Annotated in this window: 27 protein-coding genes and 2 pseudogenes; 3 read left to right on the top strand and 26 right to left on the bottom strand. The window is 40.2% G+C overall.

Translation table 11 applies throughout. The annotated features are described in order from the left end of the window. Positions 1–73 precede the first annotated feature (73 nt). From NKF87_RS02310 to NKF87_RS02245, 14 genes and pseudogenes are all read right to left on the bottom strand, one after another. A complete protein-coding gene (locus tag NKF87_RS02310) occupies positions 74–1,342 on the bottom strand; it encodes an SLC13 family permease (RefSeq protein WP_055180518.1) in 1,269 nt (422 codons plus the stop codon). A gap of 317 nt (positions 1,343–1,659) precedes the next feature. Next, complete coding sequence (locus tag NKF87_RS02305; RefSeq protein WP_055282985.1) at positions 1,660–2,277, bottom strand: Spy0128 family protein; 618 nt, start codon at positions 2,275–2,277, stop codon at positions 1,660–1,662. Continuing rightward, positions 2,274–3,029 (bottom strand): class B sortase, encoded by a 756-nt coding sequence (gene srtB / locus NKF87_RS02300; protein WP_117597918.1) that lies wholly within the window; start codon positions 3,027–3,029, stop codon positions 2,274–2,276. Before srtB ends, NKF87_RS02305 begins: the two co-directional genes overlap by 4 nt. A gap of 60 nt (positions 3,030–3,089) precedes the next feature. Then, positions 3,090–4,208 carry a DUF7601 domain-containing protein gene (locus NKF87_RS02295; protein WP_147332468.1) on the bottom strand — a complete coding sequence of 373 codons (1,119 nt, stop codon included), beginning with the start codon at positions 4,206–4,208 and terminating at the stop codon, positions 3,090–3,092. Positions 4,209–4,253: 45 nt separating this feature from the next. Next, positions 4,254–4,748 (bottom strand): signal peptidase I, encoded by a 495-nt coding sequence (lepB, locus tag NKF87_RS02290; RefSeq protein WP_117597916.1) that lies wholly within the window; start codon positions 4,746–4,748, stop codon positions 4,254–4,256. Between the two features lie 19 nt (positions 4,749–4,767). Next, positions 4,768–7,011, bottom strand: coding sequence for a DUF7604 domain-containing protein (locus NKF87_RS02285; RefSeq protein ID WP_253583914.1), 2,244 nt, complete (start codon positions 7,009–7,011; stop codon positions 4,768–4,770). A gap of 429 nt (positions 7,012–7,440) precedes the next feature. Next, entirely contained in the window at positions 7,441–8,085 is a 645-nt protein-coding gene (locus tag NKF87_RS02280; RefSeq protein ID WP_117597914.1) for a GntR family transcriptional regulator, read from the bottom strand. After that, complete coding sequence (locus NKF87_RS02275) at positions 8,082–8,687, bottom strand: GntR family transcriptional regulator (RefSeq protein WP_117597913.1); 606 nt, start codon at positions 8,685–8,687, stop codon at positions 8,082–8,084. Before NKF87_RS02275 ends, NKF87_RS02280 begins: the two co-directional genes overlap by 4 nt. Positions 8,688–8,764: 77 nt before the next feature. Continuing rightward, positions 8,765–9,196 carry a hypothetical protein gene (locus tag NKF87_RS02270; RefSeq protein WP_055282973.1) on the bottom strand — a complete coding sequence of 144 codons (432 nt, stop codon included), beginning with the start codon at positions 9,194–9,196 and terminating at the stop codon, positions 8,765–8,767. Positions 9,197–9,404: 208 nt separating this feature from the next. Beyond that, complete coding sequence (locus NKF87_RS02265; RefSeq protein ID WP_226851847.1) at positions 9,405–10,298, bottom strand: IS3 family transposase; 894 nt, start codon at positions 10,296–10,298, stop codon at positions 9,405–9,407. Continuing rightward, positions 10,298–10,984, bottom strand: a complete 687-nt coding sequence (locus NKF87_RS02260; RefSeq protein WP_006426148.1) for a helix-turn-helix domain-containing protein — start codon at positions 10,982–10,984, stop codon at positions 10,298–10,300. The genes NKF87_RS02265 and NKF87_RS02260 overlap by 1 nt, the downstream gene beginning before the upstream one ends. 104 nt (positions 10,985–11,088) lie before the next feature. Next, entirely contained in the window at positions 11,089–12,771 is a 1,683-nt protein-coding gene (locus tag NKF87_RS02255) for a Na/Pi cotransporter family protein (RefSeq protein ID WP_055283051.1), read from the bottom strand. A 280-nt stretch (positions 12,772–13,051) separates the two neighbouring features. Beyond that, complete coding sequence (locus NKF87_RS02250) at positions 13,052–13,519, bottom strand: low molecular weight protein-tyrosine-phosphatase (RefSeq protein WP_253583913.1); 468 nt, start codon at positions 13,517–13,519, stop codon at positions 13,052–13,054. A gap of 179 nt (positions 13,520–13,698) precedes the next feature. Further along, positions 13,699–13,869, bottom strand: a pseudogene (locus NKF87_RS02245) (tyrosine-type recombinase/integrase); the annotation flags it as partial. Between the two features lie 301 nt (positions 13,870–14,170). On the opposite strand from NKF87_RS02245, the gene NKF87_RS02240 reads away from it, so the two are divergent. Then, complete coding sequence (locus NKF87_RS02240; RefSeq protein ID WP_253583911.1) at positions 14,171–14,623, top strand: hypothetical protein; 453 nt, start codon at positions 14,171–14,173, stop codon at positions 14,621–14,623. Here the strand turns inward: NKF87_RS02240 and glsA are convergent. From glsA to NKF87_RS02200, 8 genes and pseudogenes are all read right to left on the bottom strand, one after another. Beyond that, entirely contained in the window at positions 14,584–15,534 is a 951-nt protein-coding gene (glsA, locus tag NKF87_RS02235; RefSeq protein ID WP_253583909.1) for a glutaminase A, read from the bottom strand. The two genes, NKF87_RS02240 and glsA, sit on opposite strands and share 40 nt — an antisense overlap. A gap of 472 nt (positions 15,535–16,006) precedes the next feature. After that, positions 16,007–16,276: a MazG-like family protein gene (locus tag NKF87_RS02230; protein WP_242998888.1), complete on the bottom strand. Its 270-nt coding sequence runs from the start codon at positions 16,274–16,276 to the stop codon at positions 16,007–16,009. 131 nt (positions 16,277–16,407) lie between these two features. Next, positions 16,408–17,298 (bottom strand): Fic family protein, encoded by an 891-nt coding sequence (locus tag NKF87_RS02225; RefSeq protein WP_253583908.1) that lies wholly within the window; start codon positions 17,296–17,298, stop codon positions 16,408–16,410. 341 nt (positions 17,299–17,639) lie between these two features. Next, on the bottom strand, positions 17,640–17,801 hold the full coding sequence (locus NKF87_RS02220; protein WP_242998881.1) for a hypothetical protein: 162 nt from the start codon (positions 17,799–17,801) through the stop codon (positions 17,640–17,642). A 122-nt stretch (positions 17,802–17,923) separates the two neighbouring features. Continuing rightward, positions 17,924–18,406 (bottom strand): AAA family ATPase, encoded by a 483-nt coding sequence (locus NKF87_RS02215; RefSeq protein WP_253583906.1) that lies wholly within the window; start codon positions 18,404–18,406, stop codon positions 17,924–17,926. Positions 18,407–18,551: 145 nt separating this feature from the next. Beyond that, positions 18,552–18,793: pseudogene (locus tag NKF87_RS14470) on the bottom strand (radical SAM protein); the annotation flags it as partial. 111 nt (positions 18,794–18,904) lie between these two features. Then, positions 18,905–19,384, bottom strand: coding sequence for a GNAT family N-acetyltransferase (locus NKF87_RS02205; protein ID WP_022279769.1), 480 nt, complete (start codon positions 19,382–19,384; stop codon positions 18,905–18,907). 75 nt (positions 19,385–19,459) lie between these two features. After that, positions 19,460–20,152, bottom strand: coding sequence for a Crp/Fnr family transcriptional regulator (locus tag NKF87_RS02200; RefSeq protein WP_118310057.1), 693 nt, complete (start codon positions 20,150–20,152; stop codon positions 19,460–19,462). Between the two features lie 98 nt (positions 20,153–20,250). Between NKF87_RS02200 and NKF87_RS02195 the strand changes: the two genes are divergently transcribed. Together NKF87_RS02195 and hcp are read left to right on the top strand one after the other, a co-directional pair. Then, on the top strand, positions 20,251–20,970 hold the full coding sequence (locus NKF87_RS02195; RefSeq protein ID WP_117597904.1) for a 4Fe-4S binding protein: 720 nt from the start codon (positions 20,251–20,253) through the stop codon (positions 20,968–20,970). A gap of 17 nt (positions 20,971–20,987) precedes the next feature. Beyond that, a complete protein-coding gene (gene hcp, locus NKF87_RS02190; protein WP_118224354.1) occupies positions 20,988–22,592 on the top strand; it encodes a hydroxylamine reductase in 1,605 nt (534 codons plus the stop codon). A 115-nt stretch (positions 22,593–22,707) separates the two neighbouring features. Here hcp and queF read toward each other — a convergent pair whose 3' ends face one another. From queF to NKF87_RS02170, 4 genes are read right to left on the bottom strand one after another with little or no spacing between them, the layout of a single operon-like run. Next, a complete protein-coding gene (gene queF, locus NKF87_RS02185; RefSeq protein WP_028087154.1) occupies positions 22,708–23,190 on the bottom strand; it encodes a preQ(1) synthase in 483 nt (160 codons plus the stop codon). 11 nt (positions 23,191–23,201) lie between these two features. Further along, positions 23,202–23,885 (bottom strand): 7-cyano-7-deazaguanine synthase QueC, encoded by a 684-nt coding sequence (gene queC / locus NKF87_RS02180; RefSeq protein WP_253583904.1) that lies wholly within the window; start codon positions 23,883–23,885, stop codon positions 23,202–23,204. 19 nt (positions 23,886–23,904) lie between these two features. Then, a complete protein-coding gene (queE, locus tag NKF87_RS02175) occupies positions 23,905–24,555 on the bottom strand; it encodes a putative 7-carboxy-7-deazaguanine synthase QueE (RefSeq protein WP_117597901.1) in 651 nt (216 codons plus the stop codon). Next, positions 24,556–24,978 carry a 6-pyruvoyl trahydropterin synthase family protein gene (locus NKF87_RS02170; RefSeq protein ID WP_253583902.1) on the bottom strand — a complete coding sequence of 141 codons (423 nt, stop codon included), beginning with the start codon at positions 24,976–24,978 and terminating at the stop codon, positions 24,556–24,558. Positions 24,979–25,060: the final 82 nt, after the last annotated feature.

Genomic DNA, 25,060 nt, shown 5'->3' with positions numbered 1-25,060 from the left:
AACTGTCATGAGAGGTATGTCTGCTTACATCTTCCGTTTTTATGGAGATTAGAGGTCAAATACTTCCTTATGTTTATGGGAAGAATGGATAGAAGATTGGAAGCAAGATCATACTTACTATGGTTGCTACTACGATCATAGGAATACCTGCTTTCGCATAATCCTTGAACGTATATCCTCCTGCTGTTACTACCATGGTGTTGGCCGGCATTCCGATTGGTGTTGCAAATGCACAGGAGCCTCCGATTACACATGCCATCAGTACGGCACTTGGATCTGCACCCATGCCCTGTGCGATGGATACTCCGATCGGAGCCATCAGTGCTGTCGTTGCTGTGTTTGACATAAAATTTGTCATGATACAGCAGAGCATGAAGATTACAAATGTTAATATGTATGGTGAAGGGTTATCTCCCAGCATTCCGATTACTTTATCTGCGATCAGTTCTCCGGCACCGGTTGCTTCCAGTGCAGACGCAAGGGAAAGCGTACCTCCGAATAAGAAGATCGTCTTCAAGTCGATGGAAAGGAGTGCGTCTTTCTCACTGATAACGCCTGTAACGATCAGTGCAAGTGCTCCCACACATCCTATGACACATAACTTAATACCAATCTGATCTTCAAAAATCATTCCCAGAAGTGTTAATAACAGGATGATCAGTGAAAGGGTCTGTTTCCACTTTGGAACATTGCTGAAATCTTTTGTCTCATCAAAGATTCCCTCACCACTTGTGTCCACTTTATCCGGCAGGAATTTGTATCCAAACAGTGCGAAAAAAATGATTCCTACGATCAAAATCGGAAGTCCTACTTTCGCATAATCGAAGAATCCGAATTTTAATCCGATCTTCTCCATAGATGACTGTGCGATCATGTTACCAGGTGCACCGATCAGTGAAAGGTTACCTCCCATGGCTGCTGCAAATACCAGCGGCATTAACAGTCTTGATCTTGAATATCCTGATTTTGCAGCAATACCGATAACTACCGGAATCAGGATCGCGGCTGTTCCTGTGTTGGAAAGGAAGCCGCTCATCACTCCGACGATCACCATGATCGCAATGATCAGCTGCCTTTCTGTCTTGGCAAAGTGTGTAACCACTCCTCCGATCTTGTTCGCCATTCCCGTCTCAAACAGTGCTCCACCGACAATGAACATTGCAACAAATAAGATTACATTGCTGTCGATGAATCCCGAGAATGCAGTCTGCCAGTCCAATACCCCTGTGACTACCAGTCCTACACAGACAATCATCGATGTTACCCCAAGCGGAATCTTTTCAAGCATGAACATGATGATTGCAAATGCCAGAAACAGTAATGTAATTGTTATCTGACTCATCTTCATTACCTCCTTGTAATTATTTCGTTCGATTTACTCTGATACAAATTTCTTTTCTTGTCTGATATTTGATGTTTGATATGTGATTTTGTATCCAAGACTTGATTATAAAATACTCCTTACTGAGAAAAATGTCAATAGGCTTTTTGACATTTTGGCATATGTTATAAAAGTGTTTATCTACTTTTGTTCAAAATCACAAGAGGATACTTTCATTGTATACTTTGTACGTATTTTTCGGTTTTTGACAGCTATAATCCCGTACGAAAAAGAACAGCTCCGGCACTTTGACCTGACCTGTTCTTTTCCACGATTCCCTAATTTTCTTTTTTCCGCTTCCATCTCTCTACTGCGGTCAGAACTCCGGCCGATATACCGGACATTGCTGCAAGAACTGCAATCGGTGCTACATCTCCTGTCTTGACCGGATAGTTCCGGTAAATGGCCGTTTTTCCCGTCGGAGCTATCTCCGGCGCCTGTTCTTTTACCGAATTCGTAAATATAATCTCGTACGATTTTCCTTCTGTTCCTTCTTTTTCCCCCCAGACTACTGCTTTCGGTTCTCCGGATTCTGTACTGGTCACCCGTACCGTCACATCATATACTGCCGTATCATAAGTAACATCTGTCACATTAGCGGACTTCTGATAAATCTTATAGTGATAATCTTCCGGTTCTTCATAGCATATCGGTCCGAAGCTTTGCTTCTCGTCTTTTCCGATCTGAAGTTCTGTCCGGTCCGGCACTGGTATGCCAGCTTTCTCCGGCTCCAGCACGATTGTTCCTGCCGCACCTTGTACACTTACCGGAATCTGGATCTCCACATTCGGTGTTCCGGCATACACTGGAACTGCCATTGTACTGCCTATCCACATAAATAACATTACGCCCGCAGCTGCTATTTTCTTTACACTTCTATATCTTAGAATCTTCACTGTTTTTCTGCCACCTTCCTCTCTAATTTCCCGATCAGAACTACACGACCATTCGTCTCTGCCTCCGAGCACGTTGATAAAGCAATCAGCGAATTCTCATCTGCCACATTTACATCACGATACTGGACTGCATTCGCCTGAATATAATCAAGCAGATCCTTCAGATTCTCCTTGCGGTATCCATCCGGATGGTAAATCTTTGCATCCGCTGCAGTCACTTTCATACAGGCAAAGAACCGGATTTTCCGTGTTGCATCTGTCAGATAGAGCTTTCCTTTTTGGTGCGTTTCAAAATATTCTTTATTCGTGAAATCTGCCACATCCGCAAACATTCCACCATTTTTCATGTTGTGTCCATAGACCAGATTATATGGATCGGAGAAATCATCCTTGTTCAGGCATGACAGAAAGATTGCTCCCGACAGTTCGAATTCCCCATATACATTCTTATTAATATATTCCATATCATCCTGCCCCTGCACCACCGGATAATCGATGTTGGTCTTCGGCACCTGAATCCAGGCTTTCACATCCGGATTCAATTTTTTCAGATCTTTCAGCGTCGGATTATCCTCTCCGTCATCTGTCGGCCGAAACTTCAACAGTTCTTCATCTGCAAATGAATTGGCATAGATCTTATAAGTATCCCATAACGAATACATTCCATAAGAAAGCATCAGAAGGATCAGGATTCCTGCCATGATACTGAGTATCCGATTACCTACTCTTGCTGCCATCGCTGCCTTTTTCATTTCGCCACTTCCTCTCTAATGCTTTCTTATACCTTCTATCTGCTTTTTTCGCCCAGCCGATTAGTCAATATCCATATCTTTTACACGTTTTCTTCTGAAGAACAGAAGGCTGGATGCAATTGCTGCACCGATCAATGCAATATACGGAGCAACATGGAGGAAGATTCCGGTTGGAGAATTTGTTGTTTTATCATTTACAACAGTAATGTTCTTGTCGCCATTGTCTGCGGTTGTTCCTGCACCGGTTGCGATTGTTCCTGCTGTCGTCGATGTCTTTACATTATTAATGGTTGTTGTATAGCCATCATCTGCATAACTAGACTCTGTTACCGTATATTTATCTGTCTTTGACAATCCCCAGATTTTTGCTGTCTGGTCATCTTTTAATGTGAATGTCTGAGGTTGCCCGGATACCAATGTGATCGGAGTTCTTGAATCTGAGAATGTCATATAATATTTTTCACCGGCTGCTCCGGCTACGTTCAATGTAAATTCGAATTCTTTATTACGATTTCCCTGATTACCGGTAACCTCTTTCTTTACGGTCAGATCTTTCAACGTATCGTGACGACTGCTGTAATCATTCGTGAAAACTCCCTCACCCTTTGACTTCAGATTATTTTTATCTGCAAACAGATAAGAGCTGACTTCCAGATTTCCGTCATCATCGGATGTTACATACACATCAAAATACTTCTGTTCTGTGGTATAAGCAACACCTTCATACGCATTTCCGTCCTTGTCCGCTGCAGCCTCACTTACTACATAGCGGAAGATTCCAGGTTTTGCATTCTTTCCTGTTGTAAATACAGATTCATTAACATTAAGCTTTGTCGTTCCTACTGTAATTTTCTCATTTCCAATATCGCTGTCCGCCGGTACCGATGCAATGACATCCTTATCCAAAGTTACCCCCTTTGCCGGTCCTGCATATATTGCCTCCTGATTCTCACCTGCCGGCACTGCCGTTCCTGGAGCAACGGTAAATTTAAATGTAGTCTTCGGTGCATATATATTACTTTCCTTCGTAATCTGTTTTGTGATCGTCGGAGTTTTCTTAACTGCAGTTTCGCTATCTGAACTTTCTGCCGCTGACACCTGCATTCCGAGCATTGCTGTCATCATTATTCCGGCAGCCGTAACAGTGGATACTTTTTTTAACATTCTTTTTTCCATCATTTCTTTTCCTTTCTTTTTCCATGTTCTGCAATCATGTTACTGATTTTACAGGTTCGATCTGCGAAGGACGGTAATCACTCTTCCCTTTATATCCTTTGCATTGACCGCACCAAAGTATCTGCTGTCTTTTGCACCTTCACGGAAATCACACAGAATGAAATACTGGTCTTTCTTTACTTTCACCGGATAGGATATGCCATCCACATAGGCCGGTGTCTTATAAAAAATATCCGGCTCATTCACAATGCTTCCGTTGATCTTCAGTTCATTTTTGTCTGTAATCTCTACCTTATCTTTCTCTCTCGCCACAATACGCCCTGTATGCAATGTCCCCTCTTTTTGGAATACCACGACATCCCGGTCGGAATATTTCCGTTCCAGCCTGTAATATAAAAGCAGATCTCCGGCACATATTTTCGGGGACATATCCTGATTCTTTGCAGAAGTCATTCCAAAAATCACGCCAAACAGGACCGCCAGCATCACTGCCAGCATGAGTAAACGGGTAAAGAACAGTATGATCTCTCTTTTTTCTTTCATATATGCTCCTTGTCAGATGTTATTCTCCTGTCGGATCTCCCCATTTGCGGATTCCGTATACCAGTCCGAAAAATGCCAGCATTCCGAATGCGGCCCCTGTCATGACCATATACGGAGCCGATGTCTGCCGGATTCCGGTTGCCGGCTGTACTTCTTTCGTATTCGTAAATGTCAGATCTGTATTTTCTGATAGAATATCCGAAAGTTCTTTTTTACCATTGTCCAGTTTCTGTTCCTCTTCTTCCGAAACTTTCTTTGTAATCTGCACATCATAGTCTTCCGGTTCTTCGGAAACGATATATTCTACACCATATGGCATCGTCATCTCGATTTTTTCCATATGCCTCAGCTGGAATGTATAGACTCCATTTTCTACCGCAACTGCGTTTTTTAATTCTTCCTCACTGACTGGATTGCCCTGTGCGTCATATTTCACATAGCTGATTCCACCTGTATAGGATTTCCCGTTCAGCTTTATCTGCACCTTGAACCGAAAGGCGTGGGTACGGTCTCCCATGTTGCCGCCGACTCTCTTTGCAATCGTCAGTACGCGGTCACTCCGGATATACCGATTGACGAATTTTGCTTCCGATGTTGTACTTCCTGCAATCTGCCCGGATATTTCTGTTGTATCCGGTGATACCGTCAGATCATATCCATCCAGTATGGCATCATTTTCATTTACTTTATACGTTGTTCCCGGTGTCAGATTGGTAAATGTATATTCGTATGCGTTATTTTCTGCATTCCATACCAGTCCGTCTGCATTCAGTTTCAGTTCTTTTGTCTCCGTTTTTCCGTCTGGTTTCGTCAGCGCACAGGTAAAGGAGAGCTTCTTTAATACCTTCTGCAATGCTTCCGGGTTATCTTCCAATCCTGTAATGGCTTTCGAAATCTTTAAATTGCCCGGATGCACTTTTATGACTGGTTTCTTGTAATATTCTGTATAGTTCTGTTCTCCATACTTGTACATCAGTACTGCATGTTCATTTTGGTTCGAATAGAATCCGGTGTCTCCTGCATAGGTTCCGGTTCCTGCATCTGCCTGATCTGTGTAGCCTGATGTTCTGTATTTTTCATATGCCGTTTCTGTCGGCTGGATCTTGGCAATGACTTCATAGGTATAGCCTTCCTGCAGTTTATAGTCTGCCGGAAATTGCATTTTAACGGATTTTGATGCAGAATCATAAGAAGCCGTGATTCCGAGATCTGCTGCATTAACCAGGTTTCCGGATGCATCAAAGATCTGCACCTGTGGTGCAAGGACATTTCCATCTGCTCCCTTCACCATCTCAACATTCTCACTCAGCGGATCGGAAATCGTGACATTTGTACATGCCAGTTCTGTGATCTGTTTCTGAATGTCATCGAATGCCTTGTTCAGATTCGCCAACGTTGTTCCGGCATAAGATGCATGTTTTCCGGCTTTGACTGCTGAATTGGCAAGGTCGGTAAGTTTTTTGTAATTCCCTGACGGTCCTACACCGACCGTGAAAAAATAATCGGTCTGCATATCAGCGACTGCATCTTTTCCTGCCTTCAGACTCTTTCCATCTTCGTCGCTGCTTCCATTGCCTTCTGTATAACCGTCTGATCTATATCGGAAGGTTGGATCTCCATCAGATACGAAGATCACTGCTGTCTTGGCATTCTGTCTTTTCCCATTCAGCAATCCTTTCGCACTTCTGATCCCGGCCTGATAATTGGTTCCGCCGTCCGATTTCGGAGAAGTCCGATTCGTGATCGCAGATGCCTGATTCGTCCAGTTTACAGCAATCTCTGCATCATTCCATGCCTCATCCCTATATCCACCAGGCCGATAGTCACTCTTATTTCCACTAAACGTCACAAGCGCAAATCTGACATCCAGATTCTCATTAGCCGCCAGTGTATTCGTCATGCTGTCGATTGCCTGACTTGCCGCATTCCTTCTTTCCCCGTTATTTTCCCAGCTATTCTGACTGTCACGATCCATCGGATAAGCCATACTTCCGGATCTGTCCAAGACATAGATGACATCCAGCGGCGCTTTCGAAGACTCACTGTTTACTTTTCCTTTTACTGTTAATTTCAGATCGTAGGTTCCATCTGCATTCTCTGTCACCGTCTTTTCATGCTCCAGAGACATGCCCGAATCCGACGACTCTTCTCCCTCAGCATGCACCTCCCTGATACTCCCTCCCACGGGCAGCAGTACCAGGATCGCAGCCGTCAGTATGGTAATGATTTTCTTTATGCTCTTCCGGCTGATAGTATGTCCCATAACGCTCCTCCATTTCTGTTTCATTTGAATGTGGCTGTTTTTCTTTACCCTCATAGTATTCTTATGTAGGAGGATGGGATTTTATTCCAGAATTTCTATTTAATGCATTATGGCGGCTGTCACCGATCGGAATAAACTTACAAGGTCCTATCCTGTGCTGACTCCAACATGGGGAAATTCTAAAGCAAAAAAGTTGACCTAAAAACGAGCTCACAAAAAATCCAAACTCGACATTCGTCTCAGACAGTGGATTTTTTGTGAGCAAGCGGTCAACTTTTTTACTTAAGAATTACCAACCATGAGTCCGTATGCACAAGATAGGACCTTGTAAGTTTATTCCTGCGGTTTCGCATGCCATAATAATTAAATGGAGAACTGTAATCTTTTATTACGGTTCGGGAATCTGGCTTAGTGAATTAAATAGAAATTTTATTTATAATATGTCAGCATATCATCCCGGCTGCGCATAATATGATCGTACATTGTTTTCTGCGCAGCCTCTTTGTCATGCTTCTGGATTGCTTTCAATATCTTTCCGTGTTCTTTAATCGACACTTTCGCATAATCTTCCTCGGATACCATACTTCCCATGGACAATCCATTCCATAATTCAGAGATCATATTTTTCATCTTCTGATTACCGGCTGCAGTCCAGATCTCGCTATGGAATGCGTGGTTCAGGTCTGTGTATTGTCTTAAATTACCTTCCCGCAGAGCCTCTGCGGCTTCTTCATAAACAGATTCAATCTCAGATATATCTGCTTCCGGGTCTGCCGCCAGTGCTGCCGCTGAACTTTCCAGAATTGCGCGGAGCTGATAGTGTTCTTTTATGTATGTTTCGGTTATTCCAAGTACGACAGCTCCCTTATTCTTACGAAGCTGGATCAGTCCGTCACGCGCTAAGATCTGAAAGGCTTCCCTTACCGGCATTGCTGATACATTTAGTTGAGTGGCGACGCTGTCCAGCGAAAGAACTTCGCCTTCCTGCATCTGTCTGGACAAGATTGCCTTTCTGAGTTCCGCAGCTACTTTTTCTTTGGCAGACGGCATTTTAATCGGTTTTAATCCGTTCATTCATTCATCCCTCTCTCTTCGTTAACTGCCTTCGCCAGCAGTTTGAAATATGCATCCAGAGCTTTCTCTGCTTTCTTTAATTCCCCATTTTTCAAAAGTTCTGTCAGCTTGTTTCTTTCTTCTTTTATCTCTTCTTTATGACGTCCCGTTGATAGCGCAAAACGGATATAACTGTCACTTGCATTTCTCAAAAGTCGCTTAATATATTCATTTTCCACCAGGTCGCACATTGCTTCTGCCGGCTGCACTTCTCCCAGTAATCCCGGTGTCGTAAGCCTTTCGTACAATTCTTCCGTCTTTTTACTATGCTTCAGACTGTCCAGAGCTTTCTTTGTCATCTCTGAAATCATGCTGTAGATCAGACAGATCTGTTCTTCATCCAGTTCTGTTACGGTAATTCTTCTGGTTGCCAGACGGATAATCAGGCCCTGATTCTCCAGAATCTGAAATGCTTCCCGGATTGGGATTCTGGAAGCTTCGAATGCTTCCGCCAGTTCTTCCTGTTTTAACTGGCTTCCCCCGGGAATTCTTCCAGATAAGATCTCGTCTGCAATCTGTTCTGCCATATAATCGCTTAATCTTTTTTCTGATATATCTTTCATAATTTCCCCTTTAAATTATATTCTTATAACAATAATGTATCCAAAATCACACAAATTGTAAAGGGCTTTTTGTCTTTCTACAAATATTTTTTCATATCCTGAATCAGTTTTTCACACGTCTTTTCAAATTTTTTTGCCAGTGAAATGCTTTCTTTTTCTGCCTCCGAATAACGATTTAATTTCTCTGTAATGGATTTTATTCCCATATTGGCACCATCAATCATCATTTCTGCTATTTTCGAAGTGTCGTCATTGAACATCATCTTTACTTCGGCACTGATCCATGCAAATGTCTCTGCTGCCTTTTCTGAAAACTTTTCTTCCTGAAGTTTTCCTTCTGATAATCTTATCGATTCTCTCTCCATTTTTTCATAATCTTCTTTATATTTAGATAATAACTCCTGCAATTCCTGGTTTTTCAGATATGCTACCAGCTGCTCGATGCTGTTCACTGCCATCCTGCAGCCCGAATTACACTCTTTCATGATCTCATATGTTGATGTGTCCATAATACTTCCTCCTTTTTTAGATAGTCTGCTATCTTTTTATAGTTTTTCTTTCTTCATTACATGATCTTTCTTTTATAGTATTTCTCAAATTTTATTTTTTATGTCTTTAGACTAAAAAAGCCCTTGCAGATTGGTATGCTCCCCGTCAAGAGGACAATAAAAAATAATAAATTTTTGTATCGTCAGCCATGCTATGGCTGGCGATATTTTATGCTGCTTTTGTATATTGCTCATGATATTTCATTGGTGTCATTACATGCAGTTTCCTTTGAAGTCGTTGGTTGTTGTAGTAATCTATGTAATTAGCTATCGCAGTAATCAAAGAGCTTCTGTCATTAAAACGCTGTTTATAATACATTTCTCGTTTTAGAATTCCCCAAAACCCTTCCATTGGTCCATTGTCAATACAGTGGGCAACTCTAGACATACTCTGCTTCATATGATGTTTTTTTAATCTAGTATAAAACTGTGCGCTTGTATATTGAAAGCCTCGATCAGAATGAACTAATGGGTGTGCATCTGGCTCCTGACGAACAGCCTCATCAAACGTGTCCATAACTAATGGATTATCATTATGATCGCTGATTTTAAAGGAAACAATCCTTCTATCATATAAATCTAAAATAGCACTCAGATAAACTTTATGAACTTCTATTCCGTTGTAGTATTTAAATTCAGAAACATCTGTAAGCCACTTTTCATTCGGTTTTTCGGCGTGAAATTCACGGTGTAAATAGTTTTTTGCTATGTGATCAGGATTTCTGTCTCCTCTGGTACAACTCTTAGGTTTCCATTTAATATTTGATTTTATATCGTATTTCCTACAAATACGAAGTACTCGTTTATCATTCACATGAATTCCTTTATGTCCATCTAATTCATCACGAATCCTTCGGTATCCCATATCTGGATGCTGGTGATGAATCCTTTGGATTTCAGTGGATAGTCTTTCGTTTCGAAGTTCATTATTACTTTTCGGATATTTTCCCCAGCGGTAATACGCAGAACGTGTAACATTAAGATATTTACAAAGTCTATCTATGGGATAATGCTTAGTAGACGATAGTTTTTGGATGGCTTCATATTCGGCTAACCGATGGATTAAAGATAGCGACCCCTCCTTTCCAGTTCTCTGACTTTTTTTAACAGATCATTCTCCATTTGTAAGTCTAGATTTCTTCTTTCCAGTTCAGCTATCTTGTCACGTAGCTCTTCTTCAGGTGTTCTGCTTGGAAGAGAAGCTATACGACGTCCACGTCTGTCTTCCAGACCCGCTTGACCCATCTTTTCGTATCGTATTACCCAATTGCGAACTTGTTGATAGGAACAATCATATTTGAGTGCCATTGCACCATAATTCTTATCATTTGCAAGACAATCTGTTACTATTTTTAATCTCTCATCAAGTGTAGTGTTCTTTGCCTTTTTCATGTAAGCACCTCCAGTGGATGTTTTTAATATTCCACCAGAATTATACACCTTAATCCAATCGGAAAGCTGTCTGTGTGAACGAATTCCGTATTTTGTGCAAATATCCTGAAGAGATCCTTCTCCGTTAAGATAATCATTTATAGCAGATATTTTTAAATCTTTTGAATAAGATTTGTTTTTCGGTTGATTGAGTAATCCAGTTGGTCCATCATACTGATAAATAGAAATCCAATTTCGAATACTATGATGATCAACTCCTAATTCTTTTCCTGCTTGCTGTATGCCAATTTCTCCTGCAAGGTAGCGTTCGACTATTTTTACTTTTTCTACTGGTTCTATCTTACTCTTTCTGAACATGAAAATACCCCCATATAGGACTTTTATATTTCATTGTCCTATATGAGGGTAGCATATCAGATATCATTTTTATATCCGCAAAGGCTTTTTTTTCTCTCATATTCTTAATTTACCATAAAATAATTCAGACTGATTTCATTTGACGCAACATCCGCAAGGTTGACACAACTGTTTCCCATACGGTCGATCAGATGCAGGATATTTGTAAATGGTGCTGTCAGGCTTGCTTTACATTTTCCTTTATTGACACGCTGTACATGCGCTTTTCTCATCTTCAGATCCAGATCCATGATCTTATCTTTCCGTTTTATCAGCTTCTCGATCTGCACTGACTCATCTCCCTGTAATGCCTTAAGTGAATCATTGAACATCTTCTCCAGTGTCTTCAGACTCTTCTGCAGTTCATCCATCGCTTCCGGCGTATATTTGTACCGATTGTCTACCTTTTCCCGTACACATTTTGCAACTTCTACGCTCAGCGTTCCCATACGTTCCACATCGCTCAAGATGTACATGAGACTCGCCGTCTGTGCTGCCTGCTGCTCTGTCATTGTTCCGGCCGAGAATAGGGAGGCCAGATATTCTGTGATCTGATCCGTCAGTTTCTTTATCTGTACTCCTTTTTCCTGCAATGGTTCCAGTTCATTCAGGTCTTCTGTTTTAACGATTGTGATCGTATCTGCCACAACCACTTTCACCATTTCACTCACACGAAGAATTTCCTTTGCAACCAGCTGAAGTGCTGCTGCCGGCTGGCTGATGATCTTGTCATCCAGAAATACAGGTTTTGCAGGATTCATATCGACTGCTTTTCCATCCGGAATCAACGTCATAACAATCTTTACCATCACATTGATCAGACAGACCCAGATAAGTGTCATTGTAATGTTGAATAATGTATGTGCATTTGCAATCTGTCTTGAGATCACTTCAATCTCCGGTCCTTTCGGAGAAATGTGCTGGATCAGTACTGCAAATGGTTTCACAAACCAGATAAATAACAGACATCCGGAAATGTTGAAAATACAGTGTGCAACTGCGGTACGTTTCGCATCTTTTGTCTGACCGATACTTGCCAGAAGTGCTGTAATTGTAGTACCGATATTATCTCCAAGCAGGATCGGGATTGCTCCTGCAAGTCCAAGCATACTTGTCACACCGTCAGGTCCCGGCTGTGATGCAAAGTTCTGCAATACTGCGATCGTCGCACTACTGCTCTGTACTACCAGTGTCATAAGCGTTCCGACAAATACACCAAGTACCGGAATATGTGCCACTCTTTCAATCAGATCCGTGAACACCGGGCTGGATGCCAGCGGTTTCATGACATCTCCCATGGTCTCGATTCCAAGGAATAACAGACCAAATGCAAAAATTGTCTGACCGATACTTTTCACTTTTTCAGATTTCGCAATAAACGAAATGATAAATCCAATAAAAATAATGATATAAATGTAATCGCTGATCTTAAATGCAATAATCTGCGCCGTCATTGTCGTACCGATATTCGCACCAAAAATGATTGAGATTGCCTGTGGCAGACTCATAAGCCCCGCACTGACAAATCCGATTGCCATAACGGTTGTCGCACTACTGCTCTGTAATACTGCTGTGGTAAGTGCACCTGCGATAACCCCAAGTACCGGGTTCTTAGTCAGAAGTGCCAGGATGCTTTTCATCTTTTCTCCTGCCGCTTTCTGCAGACACTCACTCATCATATTCATTCCATAAATAAAGACTGCCAGACCTCCTAAAAGTCCGAATATTATCTGCAATTTTTCATTCATAATATTTTTCCATTCTCCTTCATTCGTCTTCTGTAGAACCTGCCGTCGGCAGCTTCTTTCGAGCATATGATGTCCCCTCGACGTTACGGGCTTATTGTAACGAAGGTGTATGCAGCCTATATCAAATCTATGTTAAATCTATGTAAAATCGTACCCGGAGTTTATATTATATTAAATTCTATGAAATTATTTTCGAAAAAATGTAAAGGAATCATCAAATGTATGCAAAATTATCTGAATACTTAAGATGATTCCTTTTTATTGTTTACTCCTATTGTTTTTAATATAACGGTTCATTCTCCATCAGATATTGCAAGAATGCCTCGCAGCCTTCTTTCACATCTTCATAAGTCACATCAAAATTCCCCGTGTACCACGGATCTGCAATATCTCTTGCATCTCCTGCATATTCCAGTAACAGATGTACTTTATGCTCCGGATCTTTCCGGATGATGCGGTTGATGTTGCGAATGTTCCACTGTTCCATGCCGATCAGGTAATCGAACTCTTCATAATCTTTTCGCGTCATCTGACGTGCTCTGTGATTCCCGCACGGGATTCCTTCTTCTCTTAATTTGTTCTGTGTCCCATAGTGTACCGGATTGCCATCTTCTTCGTTACTGGTTCCGGCAGAGTCGATGTAGAAAGATGACTCCAGATTCGCTTTTTTTACTAAATCTTTCATTACATATTCTGCCATGGTGGAGCGACAGATGTTGCCGTGGCAGATAAAGAGCACTTTTATCATTGTTGCATAACCTCGCATTTCTTAGTTTTTCTTGGTATTTCGGGCTTTGTAAGCCTTTGTAAATTTTTGCTTTCTGGCATAACCTGGTTTATTTTCGCATAATATCGTCAGCAAAAGGTGTAAAATAAGGTGTATGTTTTCCCATTTTACACCTTGCTATTTTCAATTAAAAATCGTAATTACACAACCTGAATCCGAGCAACTTCTTCCCTGGCATCCTCAAGATTTACATGCGTATATGTATTCAACGTTACGCTGATCTCTGAGTGGCCCATCAAATATTGCAATGCTTTTGGATTCATTCCGGATTTTGTCATATTTGAGCAATAGGTGTGCCGGCATACATGTGGATGTGTCAAGTATAGGACAAAAAAATTTTATTTTTTTCTGCCGAAGACTATCTGACGCTTCCATCAGGTAGTCCCAGCACCTTTATTATCTTCTGATAAGTCATTCTTGTCCTGCTCAAGTTATCTCTGTTCTGAAAAAATATCGTCAAAATTCCATTCGATTTCAATTTCATCCTGACTATGAACACGGATCACCTTGATAATCTCACGCAGCTTCTCTGTATCGAACTTCTGAATTTTCAAGAAATCTTTAAGTTTTATTTTATCAGAAAGTTCATTTTGTTCAAGAAGCAAAAGTTAGTTGCAGAAGGTAAAATCAAAAAAGATAAGCACGAATCCGTCATTTTCAGAAGGGATAATTCTCATTATGAAAAGCATGGTTCTGAGGAAGTTTACATTGATGATAAATTGCCTTTTGAAATTCCAAGAAATTGGCAATGGTGCGATTCCTACCGGGAACAGCAGACCAAGCAACTATTTTAAGAACAAACCGACTTCAAAAAATATCCTTATTCAGATTTTTCATACGAAAAAAGGAAAAGTCGTTGCAATCAATTTTGGAAAAAATGGATACATGGTAACCATGATTGCAGGAAAAGAACCAACCATTGTTAAAGATGGAAATTGTCTTCCATCCTCTGAAAAATATGCGGATAAAAGAAAAACGACACTGCAAAACCACATGCTAAGGGAGTTCTGCAGTATCGTCTTTTTTTATTTTTCTACCTTCCACTCTCTGGTATCAAAGATGTGAAGATGCAGTGCTTCTGAAATATATCCCAACAATTCGCAGCCTGCGATACAGTTTCCTTTTTTATCAAGAGACGGTCCGTAGATCCCGATTCCCATTTTCTTTTTCGATACGCTAAGCAGGCCGCCGCCGACTCCGCTCTTAGTCGGAATTCCTGTTCTTAACGCAAATTCACCTGATCCGTCATACATCCCGCAGGTGAGCATAATGGTCTGTACCATCCGTACTGTCTGAGATGAGATCAGACGTTTTCCGGTAGATAATTGCACTCCGTCATTTGCAAGCAAAAGACCGAACATTGCCAGATCTCTTGCATTTACCGACATGGAACACATCTTTGTATAAAAGGTAACACTATCTTCTACATCGGTATCAATGATCTCCTTACTTTTTAAAAGATAGGCAATCGCCTTATTTCTTGCGCAAGTCGCCATCTCAGACTGAAATACAGCTTCGTCTACTGCAATCTCCGGATCTTCACATACATCCTGCATATACTTCTGCATATCTTCGATGGAATAGTGGTCTACAAGCAGGCTCGCAACCGTGATTGCTCCAGAATTGATCATCGGATTAAAGGGCCGGTTACTTCGGTTATCCAGTTCTACCAGTGAGTTAAAAGCCTCCCCTGACGGCTCCACACCAACATGATTAAACACAAACTCTGCTCCAAATGTTTCCAGTGCCAGACACAGTGCCATTACTTTGGAAATGGACTGTATCGTAAATCTGTCTTCTGTATTTCCGGTCTCAAATTGATTGCCGTCTATTGTGTAAAGGCAGATTCCCAGTTTATTCTTATCTGCCTTGGCAAGCTCCGGAATATACGATGCAACACTTCCATACCGGATCACACCTTTTCCGATACGGATGGCATTTTCCAGTATTCTCATAACCTCTTCTGATTTCATCATATTCTCCTTTTTCGCTCAGTCATAATCCCCTTACAACTGCTATTTCCTAAGTACTAAGATACTAAAATAGTAATCGTTCCCTTTCCAACCATAATGATTATATTATATGCAAAAATGTGCAAAAAAATCAATCGTATTTTTTTACAATTGATTTTTTAATTAATTTTGAGTGTAGTATTATTTTTTGACCAACTAAATTATGACAACTTTTTTAATTATTCCGATTCGGTCTTCCAAAGGTATAAATAAGGTGTAAATTATTTGTTTCTATCTAGAAAAGTCTTTCTCGCCATACTTTAAACGTTGCCGTGGCAGATAAAGAGCACTTTTATCATTGTTGCATAACCTCGCATTTCTTAGTTTTTCTTGATATTTCGGGCTTTGTGAACCTTTGTACTTTTTTGTTTTCTGGCATAACTTTGTTTATTTTTGTATAACAGCATCTGCTCAAACACATCATCTTTCGCATTAACTATAGTTCAGTATATTTCGTTGCATTTCCTTTTGCTTTATCTACCGGGTACTTTGCTTCATTCTGTTTCATCTTCATATTCACGATTTCATCAGCATCAAGTTCCAATTTGTCCAAAAGATTTTGTGAATAAACAAGTACATCTGCCAGTTCTTCTTTTATATGCTGCAGATCATACTCTGTATCACTCCATTGAAAACACTCCAACAACTCTGCTTTTAATGAATTCCGCCAGACATTCAGCTCACTTAATCCTGTCGTCCGGTTCATCTTTAATTTTATATTTTCATATAATTTTGTTTCCAAACAATCATTCTCTGTATCCATCATAAAATCACTTTTTGTACCTGCATAAATAAGCATTTATTCACCACCCACACATCATATTATTTTGTTCAATTTCAGTAGGCAATCCTAAAATAATCCAAATCCGCTTTATATTTGTCTTGTGCGGTCAGGCAGGTATCTGTCAGATAGCCTTTTTCATTATCCCATTCCTTCAATCCACGGTAATAGAACATTTTCAGATTATCCTCAATGATAAACGGAACAATATTGTATTTCAGACACTCCTTAAACATAATCAACCTGCCCACACGACCGTTGCCGTCCTGGAACGGATGAATCCGCTCAAACTTCACATGGAAGTCTAGAATATCCGCAAAGGTCTTTTCTTCTTTGGCGTTGTATTCCGTCAGCAAAGCCTTCATTTTATCGGCAACTTCTTCTGGAAGGGCTGTATCCCTACCGCCGACTTCATTCGGAAGTTTCTTATAATCTCCAACAGCAAACCATTCTTTTCTGGAATCACTGGTGCCGTTCTTCAAAACCAAGTGAAGTTCTTTGATGAACTTCTCCGTCGGAGCTGCTTTTGCATGATCAATAATTATGTCAATGCACCGGAAGTGATTTGCCGTTTCGATCACATCATCCACATTCAGCACTTCTTTTTCTACGCCAATAGTATTGGTTTCAAAAATATATCTAGTTTGATCGTGTGTCAGGCGGCTTCCCTCCATATGGTTAGAGTTATAGGTCAAATCAATCTGTGTCTTATGATAAATCCCACCGGAATATTTACTTGCCTTCTGCTCTTTCAGAATATCCAACAGAGTAATCGGCTCTTCTTTTCTTTTGTTGGTGCGCTCCGGTTTTTCTGCGTTTTCTGGAATGTTCCATGTCTTACCAGTAAGAAATGCACCGTTCACACGCCCTTGGGCACAGTAATTTCTAACACTGCGCTCTGACATATTCCATTTTTTTGCTATATCAGCAACTAAAAGGTATCTCATCTACAATCCTCCATCACAAATCATAACCCATATCCAAAACGTATCAATCTACTAATTAGTATATCACACTATCGGCAAAAACGCCATTTCTTTTGCCCACCGCGCTATTTTTTAGCCGATATAACAATTATATCATCTAATAAGTTTCACTTTCATTTTCGCACATGATCATGAGACTTTTTTCGTTCAAATTGTGCAATCATATGTAAGTAAAAGGTGAATGTTCCTTATCAAAATAAAAATGGCGAAGTGCTTATCGTAACACTCCGCCGAAAGCCTAACCGGTTTGAGCTAGATGCTTGGTTAGGTCTGCTTTATTATTTTATGCAATTCCATTGCATTTATACACTTAAATGTTCTTTCCAATCCGCAGGAAGATTCATTGCTGCGAGACTGACCACACCATTATTATTTTGAATCAGCTTATCGAAAGCATTTACAAATACTGTCCATTCCTCATCAGATGAACGCAGGTACTTCATCGCCAGTAAGATTTGATACAAGCCATTACTTTAATTGTACTGGATATACATTTGTAGTCTTCATCTTCGGTAACGAAAATTCCCCCTCGTATTGCCTACCACCAAAGGTGGTCGGGGCTATCAATGGCTGCCCCAGCACAATCTTATTCCTGTAAAATTACTTTTTCTCCTTCGCCACATGGTTCTTGAAAATCGTTATAATGATGCTCTAGTATCTCATTTGTTATTATAAATGGAGAATTAGCATTCAAAGACTGATTCCTTTTATACAATCTTTTTTGTAAGGTTCCTTTACTAGCCTTCATATAAACAAGTTCTGGTGTACCGCCAGCTTTTTCTATAAGCCTTTTATAATACGCTCTGTTTGCCTTATTCCAAAAGCTGAAATCAAGGACTACATGTTTTCCTTGTTGAATGAGAGACAGGAGTTCCTTCTGGAGTGCCATTTCCACTATTTCTGAAAGTTTCTCATACTGTTCGTTTGGATAATCAATCCCCTTTCTCCCGTAAGTTTTCCACATTTCCTCATCAATGGACAAGCGAACATAGCCTTCTTTTTCTTTCTTCTTTGCATAAGTTGTTTTCCCGGAACCGCATATTCCACACATCATAATAACTTTAATCATAAAAATCTCCTTGTTTTACTAATCAATGCAGCCTTCTATTGATACTATCAAAGCGTTATTTATTCAACAGCTTTGTCTAAAAATATTTCTCCGTCTAAATATTCTAATTCATGGCAGAAGCACTTTGCCATTTCTGGTCCTATTTTAGTTTTCTATATTCTTCATCACTTACCGGTTCAAGATTAACACTGATACGATCTGCAAGATATCCTGCTGATGCAATCAGCTCGTCCGAAGCAGCAATAACGTCTCGCACATCTTCTCAATCGTATAAGTCGGATTCTTTAAGATTCCGGAACTCAAAAACAGACCCTCGATATAATTACACTTATAAAACTCTACTGTTAAGTCACAGATTTCTTCCGGAGTAAAAGCAGCCCGCTTGATGTACATGCCACATCATATTTTGCTGCGTCAGCAAGAATCTGCAGCGTTTGTATATGATCATTCGAAAAAATATCGTAATAGTCTTATTTCCATGTTTTCTATTTCTGCATATTATTTTTCTACCAATATATATTCCATTTGTCTTTCTTTCGTTCGCATTCCCATTTTTTCATAAAATTTCTCTGCTGAAGTATTTCCCGCCCATACATTCAATGTCACTTCATAGCACCCTATCTGTTTCGCTTCATTTTTTACATATTCAAACAGACTTTCGCCAACATGCTGACCTCGAACCTCTTGACTGACACAAAGATCATCAATAAAAAACGTCTTAAACGGAACCATGTTGTTTGAAAAAGGCTGCTCTTGTAATTGACAAAATGCATACCCTACACAAACATCATCCTCATCCACCGCAACATATATTGGCTTTTCTTTATGTTTCAAAAGCTCTCTCAATTCGTCTATCGTATATTTGGTCGTGCCCGGAATAAAAATATCAGGCCTTATATCTGCATGAATTTGTAACACTTGCTCTAATAACTCTAAAATTCTCGGAATATCTTTTTCTTTCGCTTTTCTGATAATCATTTTTACCTCCATCCATTCTCATTCTTCTGCAAAATAATAATTCTCAAATTAATCCTATATTTCCCTTGATATACATCACATTTTCCTTGTTGAATCCACATCATTAGAAACCATTAATTCAAAATGCTTTCGATTTGTTTTTATAAAACCTTCTTTTTGTAACTTTGATATCTCCGTAGACATTGCTGCACGGTCAATACAAAGATAATCTGCTAACTGCTGCCGGTCAAAAGGAATATCAAAGGATAAAGATGAATGTCTGATTGATTCGGCTGACAGATATGACAATAGTTTATCTCTTGTCGTTCGCTTGCCAACATGTGTGATCTTATCGTTCAAGATCAGTATCTTATTTGCCAGGACACTGACCAGGTTACGAATCAACTTCTGATGATGCTCGCATGCAGTTGGACAAGTAATCAGAAGCTTCTGGACATTTAGGAAAATAATTTCACAGTCCTCATCTGCTACCACACTGATATTCAAAACAGCACCCGGACTTGCCGCATATGGTTCTCCGAAAAAATCACCGGCATGACATTTTGATAAAATATTTCGATGCCCCCAAAGGTCTTCCTGGATAACAAGAACACAGCCTGACACCACAAGTCCCATTACTTCTGTAGAATCTGCTGCTCTGAAAATATAAGAATCTCTCTCTTTTGAAACTGTTGTTGCCTCTACACAGTGCAATATGGATAATATCTCGTCATCAGTAAGACCTTTAAAGAAAGGACTGTTCCTTAAAATGGGTAAAAATTTTTTCAAAATTGTTCCTCCTGTTGGAAATCAAACATACAAGTTGCATTTGTTATACTATGATTCTAACAGAAATAAAAATTTTATGCTATAGACGGAGGGTAAAAATGATAAGAAAGATTATTCGAATTGATAAAGAAAAATGTAATGGATGCGGTGCCTGTGCAGATGCCTGTCATGAAGGTGCCATTGACATCATTAACGGAAAAGCAGAATTGGTAAGAGAACATTTCTGTGACGGGCTTGGCGATTGTCTCCCGGAATGTCCTACAGGTGCCATTTCTTTTGAAGAAAGAGAGGCTCCTGCATATGATGAAGAAGCCGTAAAAGAAGCGCAGAAAAAAGTATTTGCCAAAAATCAGGCAATGTCTACACACACCGGCTGTCCTGGTTCTAGAAGTATGCAGATTCAGCGATCCGAAACACCTGAAACCATAAAATCAACTCCAAGCGTAGAGCAGCTATCAAAACTTCAGAACTGGCCAGTACAGATTAAACTGGCACCTGTAAGTGCACCATATTTTAACGGCGCAAAACTATTAATCGCAGCCGATTGTACTGCTTATGCATATGCAAGCTTTCATCAGGATTTTATTCGGAATAAGGTAACATTAATCGGCTGTCCTAAATTAGATCAGGTAGATTATAGTGAGAAATTGACTGCAATTATTCAAAATAACAACATTCAAAGTGTAACAATTGTAAGAATGGAAGTTCCTTGCTGTGGTGGTCTGGAAATGGCAGCAAAAAAGGCGCTTCAGGATAGTGGAAAATTCTTACCATGGCAGGTTATAACGATAAGTATTGATGGAAAAATTATAGAATAAAAAAGGAGAATATAATAATGGATAAGAAAATGTTTTGCTTTCAGTGTGAGCAGACCGTCGGATGCGCCGGATGTACAGGAAATGCCGGTGTCTGTGGAAAAAAGGCAGATACAGCCAGATTACAGGATGAACTGACAGGTGCCTTGATTGGTCTTGCAAGAGCTGTCGATAGTACAACAGCTATTTCCAAAAGAACCGGACAGGTCATAATTGAAGGACTGTTTACCACAGTTACAAATGTAAATTTTGACGATGCCTCAATTGAAAACATGATACAAAAAGTCCGAGCTGAAAAAGAAAGACTGGTTCCTGACTGCAGCAAAGGTCAGTCACCTTGCGGTAAAACAGGCGAATACGATATGCAACAGCTGTGGAATGCCAATGAAGATATACGCTCTTTGAAATCTCTTATTCTTTTCGGAATTCGTGGAATGGCTGCCTATGCCTATCATGCAAATGTTCTGAATTATGAAGATACTGAAGTGAATCGCTTCTTCTGTGAAGCATTATTTAAGATTGGTTATGAAGAAAGTGCAGATGCACTGCTTCCTACAGTACTAAAAGTAGGAGAAATCAACCTGAAGTGTATGGCACTTCTTGATAAGGCAAATACAGAAACCTATGGGACACCAGAACCAACCAATGTTACACTTACAATAGAAAAGGGACCATTTATTGTTGTAACCGGACATGATTTGAAAGACCTGCAGATTTTACTTGAACAAACAGAGGGCAAGGGAATCAACATCTATACTCATGGTGAAATGCTCCCTGCCCATGCCTATCCACTCTTAAAAAAATTCTCACACTTAAAAGGGAATTTTGGAACCGCATGGCAGAATCAGCAAAAAGAGTTTGATCATCTTCCAGCTCCGATTCTCTACACCACCAACTGTCTGATGCCGCCAAAAAGCAGTTATGCTGACAGAGTATTTACAACAGAAATGGTTGCCTTCCCCGGTGCTGTTCATATTGATGAGAAGAAAGATTTTACGCCGGTTATTGAAAAAGCGCTGGAACTTGGTGGTTACAAGGAAGATCAGGTACTCACCGGCATCAATGGCGGTACAAAAGTGACAACCGGTTTTGGTCATGCAGCCATCCTGTCCCATGCAAACACTGTAATTGAAGCAGTAAAATCAGGTGCAATCCGTCATTTCTTTCTGGTTGCCGGCTGTGATGGTGCTAAACCTGGACGAAACTATTACACAGAATTTGTAAAACAGACACCTTCTGACAGTATTGTCCTTACTCTGGCATGCGGAAAATTCCGTTTCAACGATCTCGATCTTGGAGAAATCGGTGGTCTGCCACGACTAATGGATATGGGGCAGTGTAATGATGCTTATGGTGCGATTCAGGTTGCTGTAGCACTTGCAGATGCATTTGGATGCTCCGTAAATGAACTTCCTCTTTCCTTCGTTCTCTCCTGGTACGAACAGAAGGCCGTCTGCATCCTGTTAACACTTTTACACCTGGGTATCAAGAACATTCGTCTTGGTCCTTCTCTTCCGGCATTTTTGTCTCCTAATATTTTGAATTTTCTGGTAGAAAATTACGGTATAGCACCTATCACCACGCCGGAAGAAGACATCAAAACGCTGATGAATTATAACAAATAAATTTCTTTAAATCTCTATGGAATCTCCGAAGCCGATACAGGATTCAAAAATCCTGCATCGGCTTTATGATCAGATTCTTCTCTGCAAAACCTATGTTCCTTTATTATAACAACTCTCACCGATTATCAACCCTCTCCGGAAACATATCATGATTACTCATACGATTCCAGGCAACCTGCTCCCAATCTGTCCCCGGCTTTCCGTAATTACAATACGGATCAATGGACAATCCTCCTCTAGGAAGAAATTTCCCCCAGACTTCTATATATTTCGGTTCAAGAAGCTTGACCAGATCTTTCATAATTATATTGATCACATCTTCGTGAAAATCTCCATGATTTCTAAATGAGAACAAATATAATTTTAAGGATTTGCTCTCCACAAGCCGTTCATCCGGAACATACGAAATCGTGATCGTTGCAAAGTCCGGCTGTCCGGTAATCGGACACAGGCTTGTAAATTCAGGGCAGTTAAACTTGACAAAATAATCATTTTCAGGATGTTTATTTTGAAATGCCTCTAATACGGATGGATTATAATCCATACTGTACTCTGTTTGCTGATTTCCCAATAGTGTTAAATTTTCTTTTTCTCTCATCTCTTCCTCCTCTATCTCAACGCCGGATCTTCCATTTGATTTGCCTGAAATGCCGCTGCACGATCAATGCATGTTCCACATTTTCCGCAAGGCTTCTCTCCACCTTCGTAACAGGACCAGGTCAACTCGTAAGGAACTCCCAGTTCTAATCCAATCCTTACCACTTCGGCTTTGGATACATTAACAAAAGGTGCTTCTATTTTAAGCTGATGTCCGGAACCTTCCCATATTGCTTCATTCATAGCCTGATTGAATACCGGTGAGCAATCCGGATATGCAAAACCTGCAGAATCATCTGCATGAGCTCCATAATAAATTACTTCGCAGTCTTTGCTCAGTGCAATACTTGCCGCCGAAGAAAGAAATAATCCGTTTCGGAACGGTACATATGTGCTTACTGGTTTATCGCCATTTGTTTTTGAAATCTGTTCTGCGTAACTCTCCTCCGGAATGTCTTCTGTAGACTGTTGAAGCAGTGAACAGTTACTATATTGAAATATCTTACTTAAATCCAGAAACAAATGCTCCACGCCATAATATCGGGCAACTGCTATTGCAGCTTTAATCTCTTTATCATGCTTTTGTCCATAGGAAACCGAAAGAGCAATGACCTGGTCTTTCCCATACTTTTTGATTGCCAGTCCCAATGCCGTTGTTGAATCAATTCCTCCACTAAAAAGAACTAATGCTTTCATCTCTATCACCTCTCACTATTTATACTCCCCGTTCATCGGGATCCCAGATTACTTTATGCATCTGTATCTGCAACCGTACACCATTCAACCGATGTTTCAACATAAATTCTACTATTTGCATCGGTTCTATTGCTCCAAAAACAGGGCTAAGATAAACATGACATCTATTTGTCAGATCGTAAGTCCGAATCAATTCCAATGCTTTCAATAAATCTTCCTGACTGCCAGATACAAATTTTACAGTATCATTCTTTTCAAGCAGTTTCATGTTCTCTGTTATCATATGTTCTTCGCACCCGCTTGATGGTAACTTATAGTCCATTGTAAATACCGGACGTTCTTCACAAAATGCTGCCAAAGCGACTGCTCCATTCGTCTCAACTTCAACTTGCAGCCCCGCTTGTAAAAGAAGATGGATTAAATTCCTGATGTCTTTTTGCAGCAGCGGTTCTCCTCCTGTCAGTGTCACATTATGAATTCCAGTTCCAAGAACATAATTTAATATTTCTTCTGGGGTTTCCTCGTTATATGGGCACTCAGGTTCATTAGCCCACAGAGTATCACAATAACTGCATCGCAGGTTACACCCTTTAAAACGAACAAATACTGCAAGTTCTCCTGCGCGCGTGCCTTCCCCATTAATACTGGTAAATTTTTCTGCTACCTTCATCTACTCTTCCTCATAAACTGCACAATTATCAGGCGTCTCATATACTTCCACACAATGAACTCCATACCCTGAATCCGTCAATTTTTTGTAGAAATAATATGCGAAATTTTCTGCTGTCGGACGAAAAGAGACTTCTTCCAAATGAAACTCTTCCTTCTGAAGTGCAGCTACCGTTTCTGCTTTCAGAGATCCTGTCTCGTAAATCAGACTATGGTCAAAGTAATCACAAAATACTTTCAGGTCGTTTTTCAGATTACCAAAATCCACTACCATTCCTCGTGTCTGTCCTTCTCGTTCCAACTCCTGACTCTTGATTTTTGCAACAACATTCCAACGATGTCCGTGGATGTTTCTACATTTTCCTTCGTATTTCCATAGAAAATGTGCTGCATCAAAACTGGCTTTTGTTTGTAAATAATACATATTTCAACTCTCCTATATGTGAAATGTATGTACCTGTTAAGAGCTATGCATCCTAAATGGAGCAGTTTTTATATATCAGAAA

This window comes from Dorea longicatena (assembly GCF_024168045.1).
Taxonomy (GTDB): domain Bacteria; phylum Bacillota; class Clostridia; order Lachnospirales; family Lachnospiraceae; genus Dorea_A.
The sequence above is the reverse complement of the archived record's forward strand: the minus strand, read 5'-3'. Positions and strand labels throughout refer to the sequence as shown.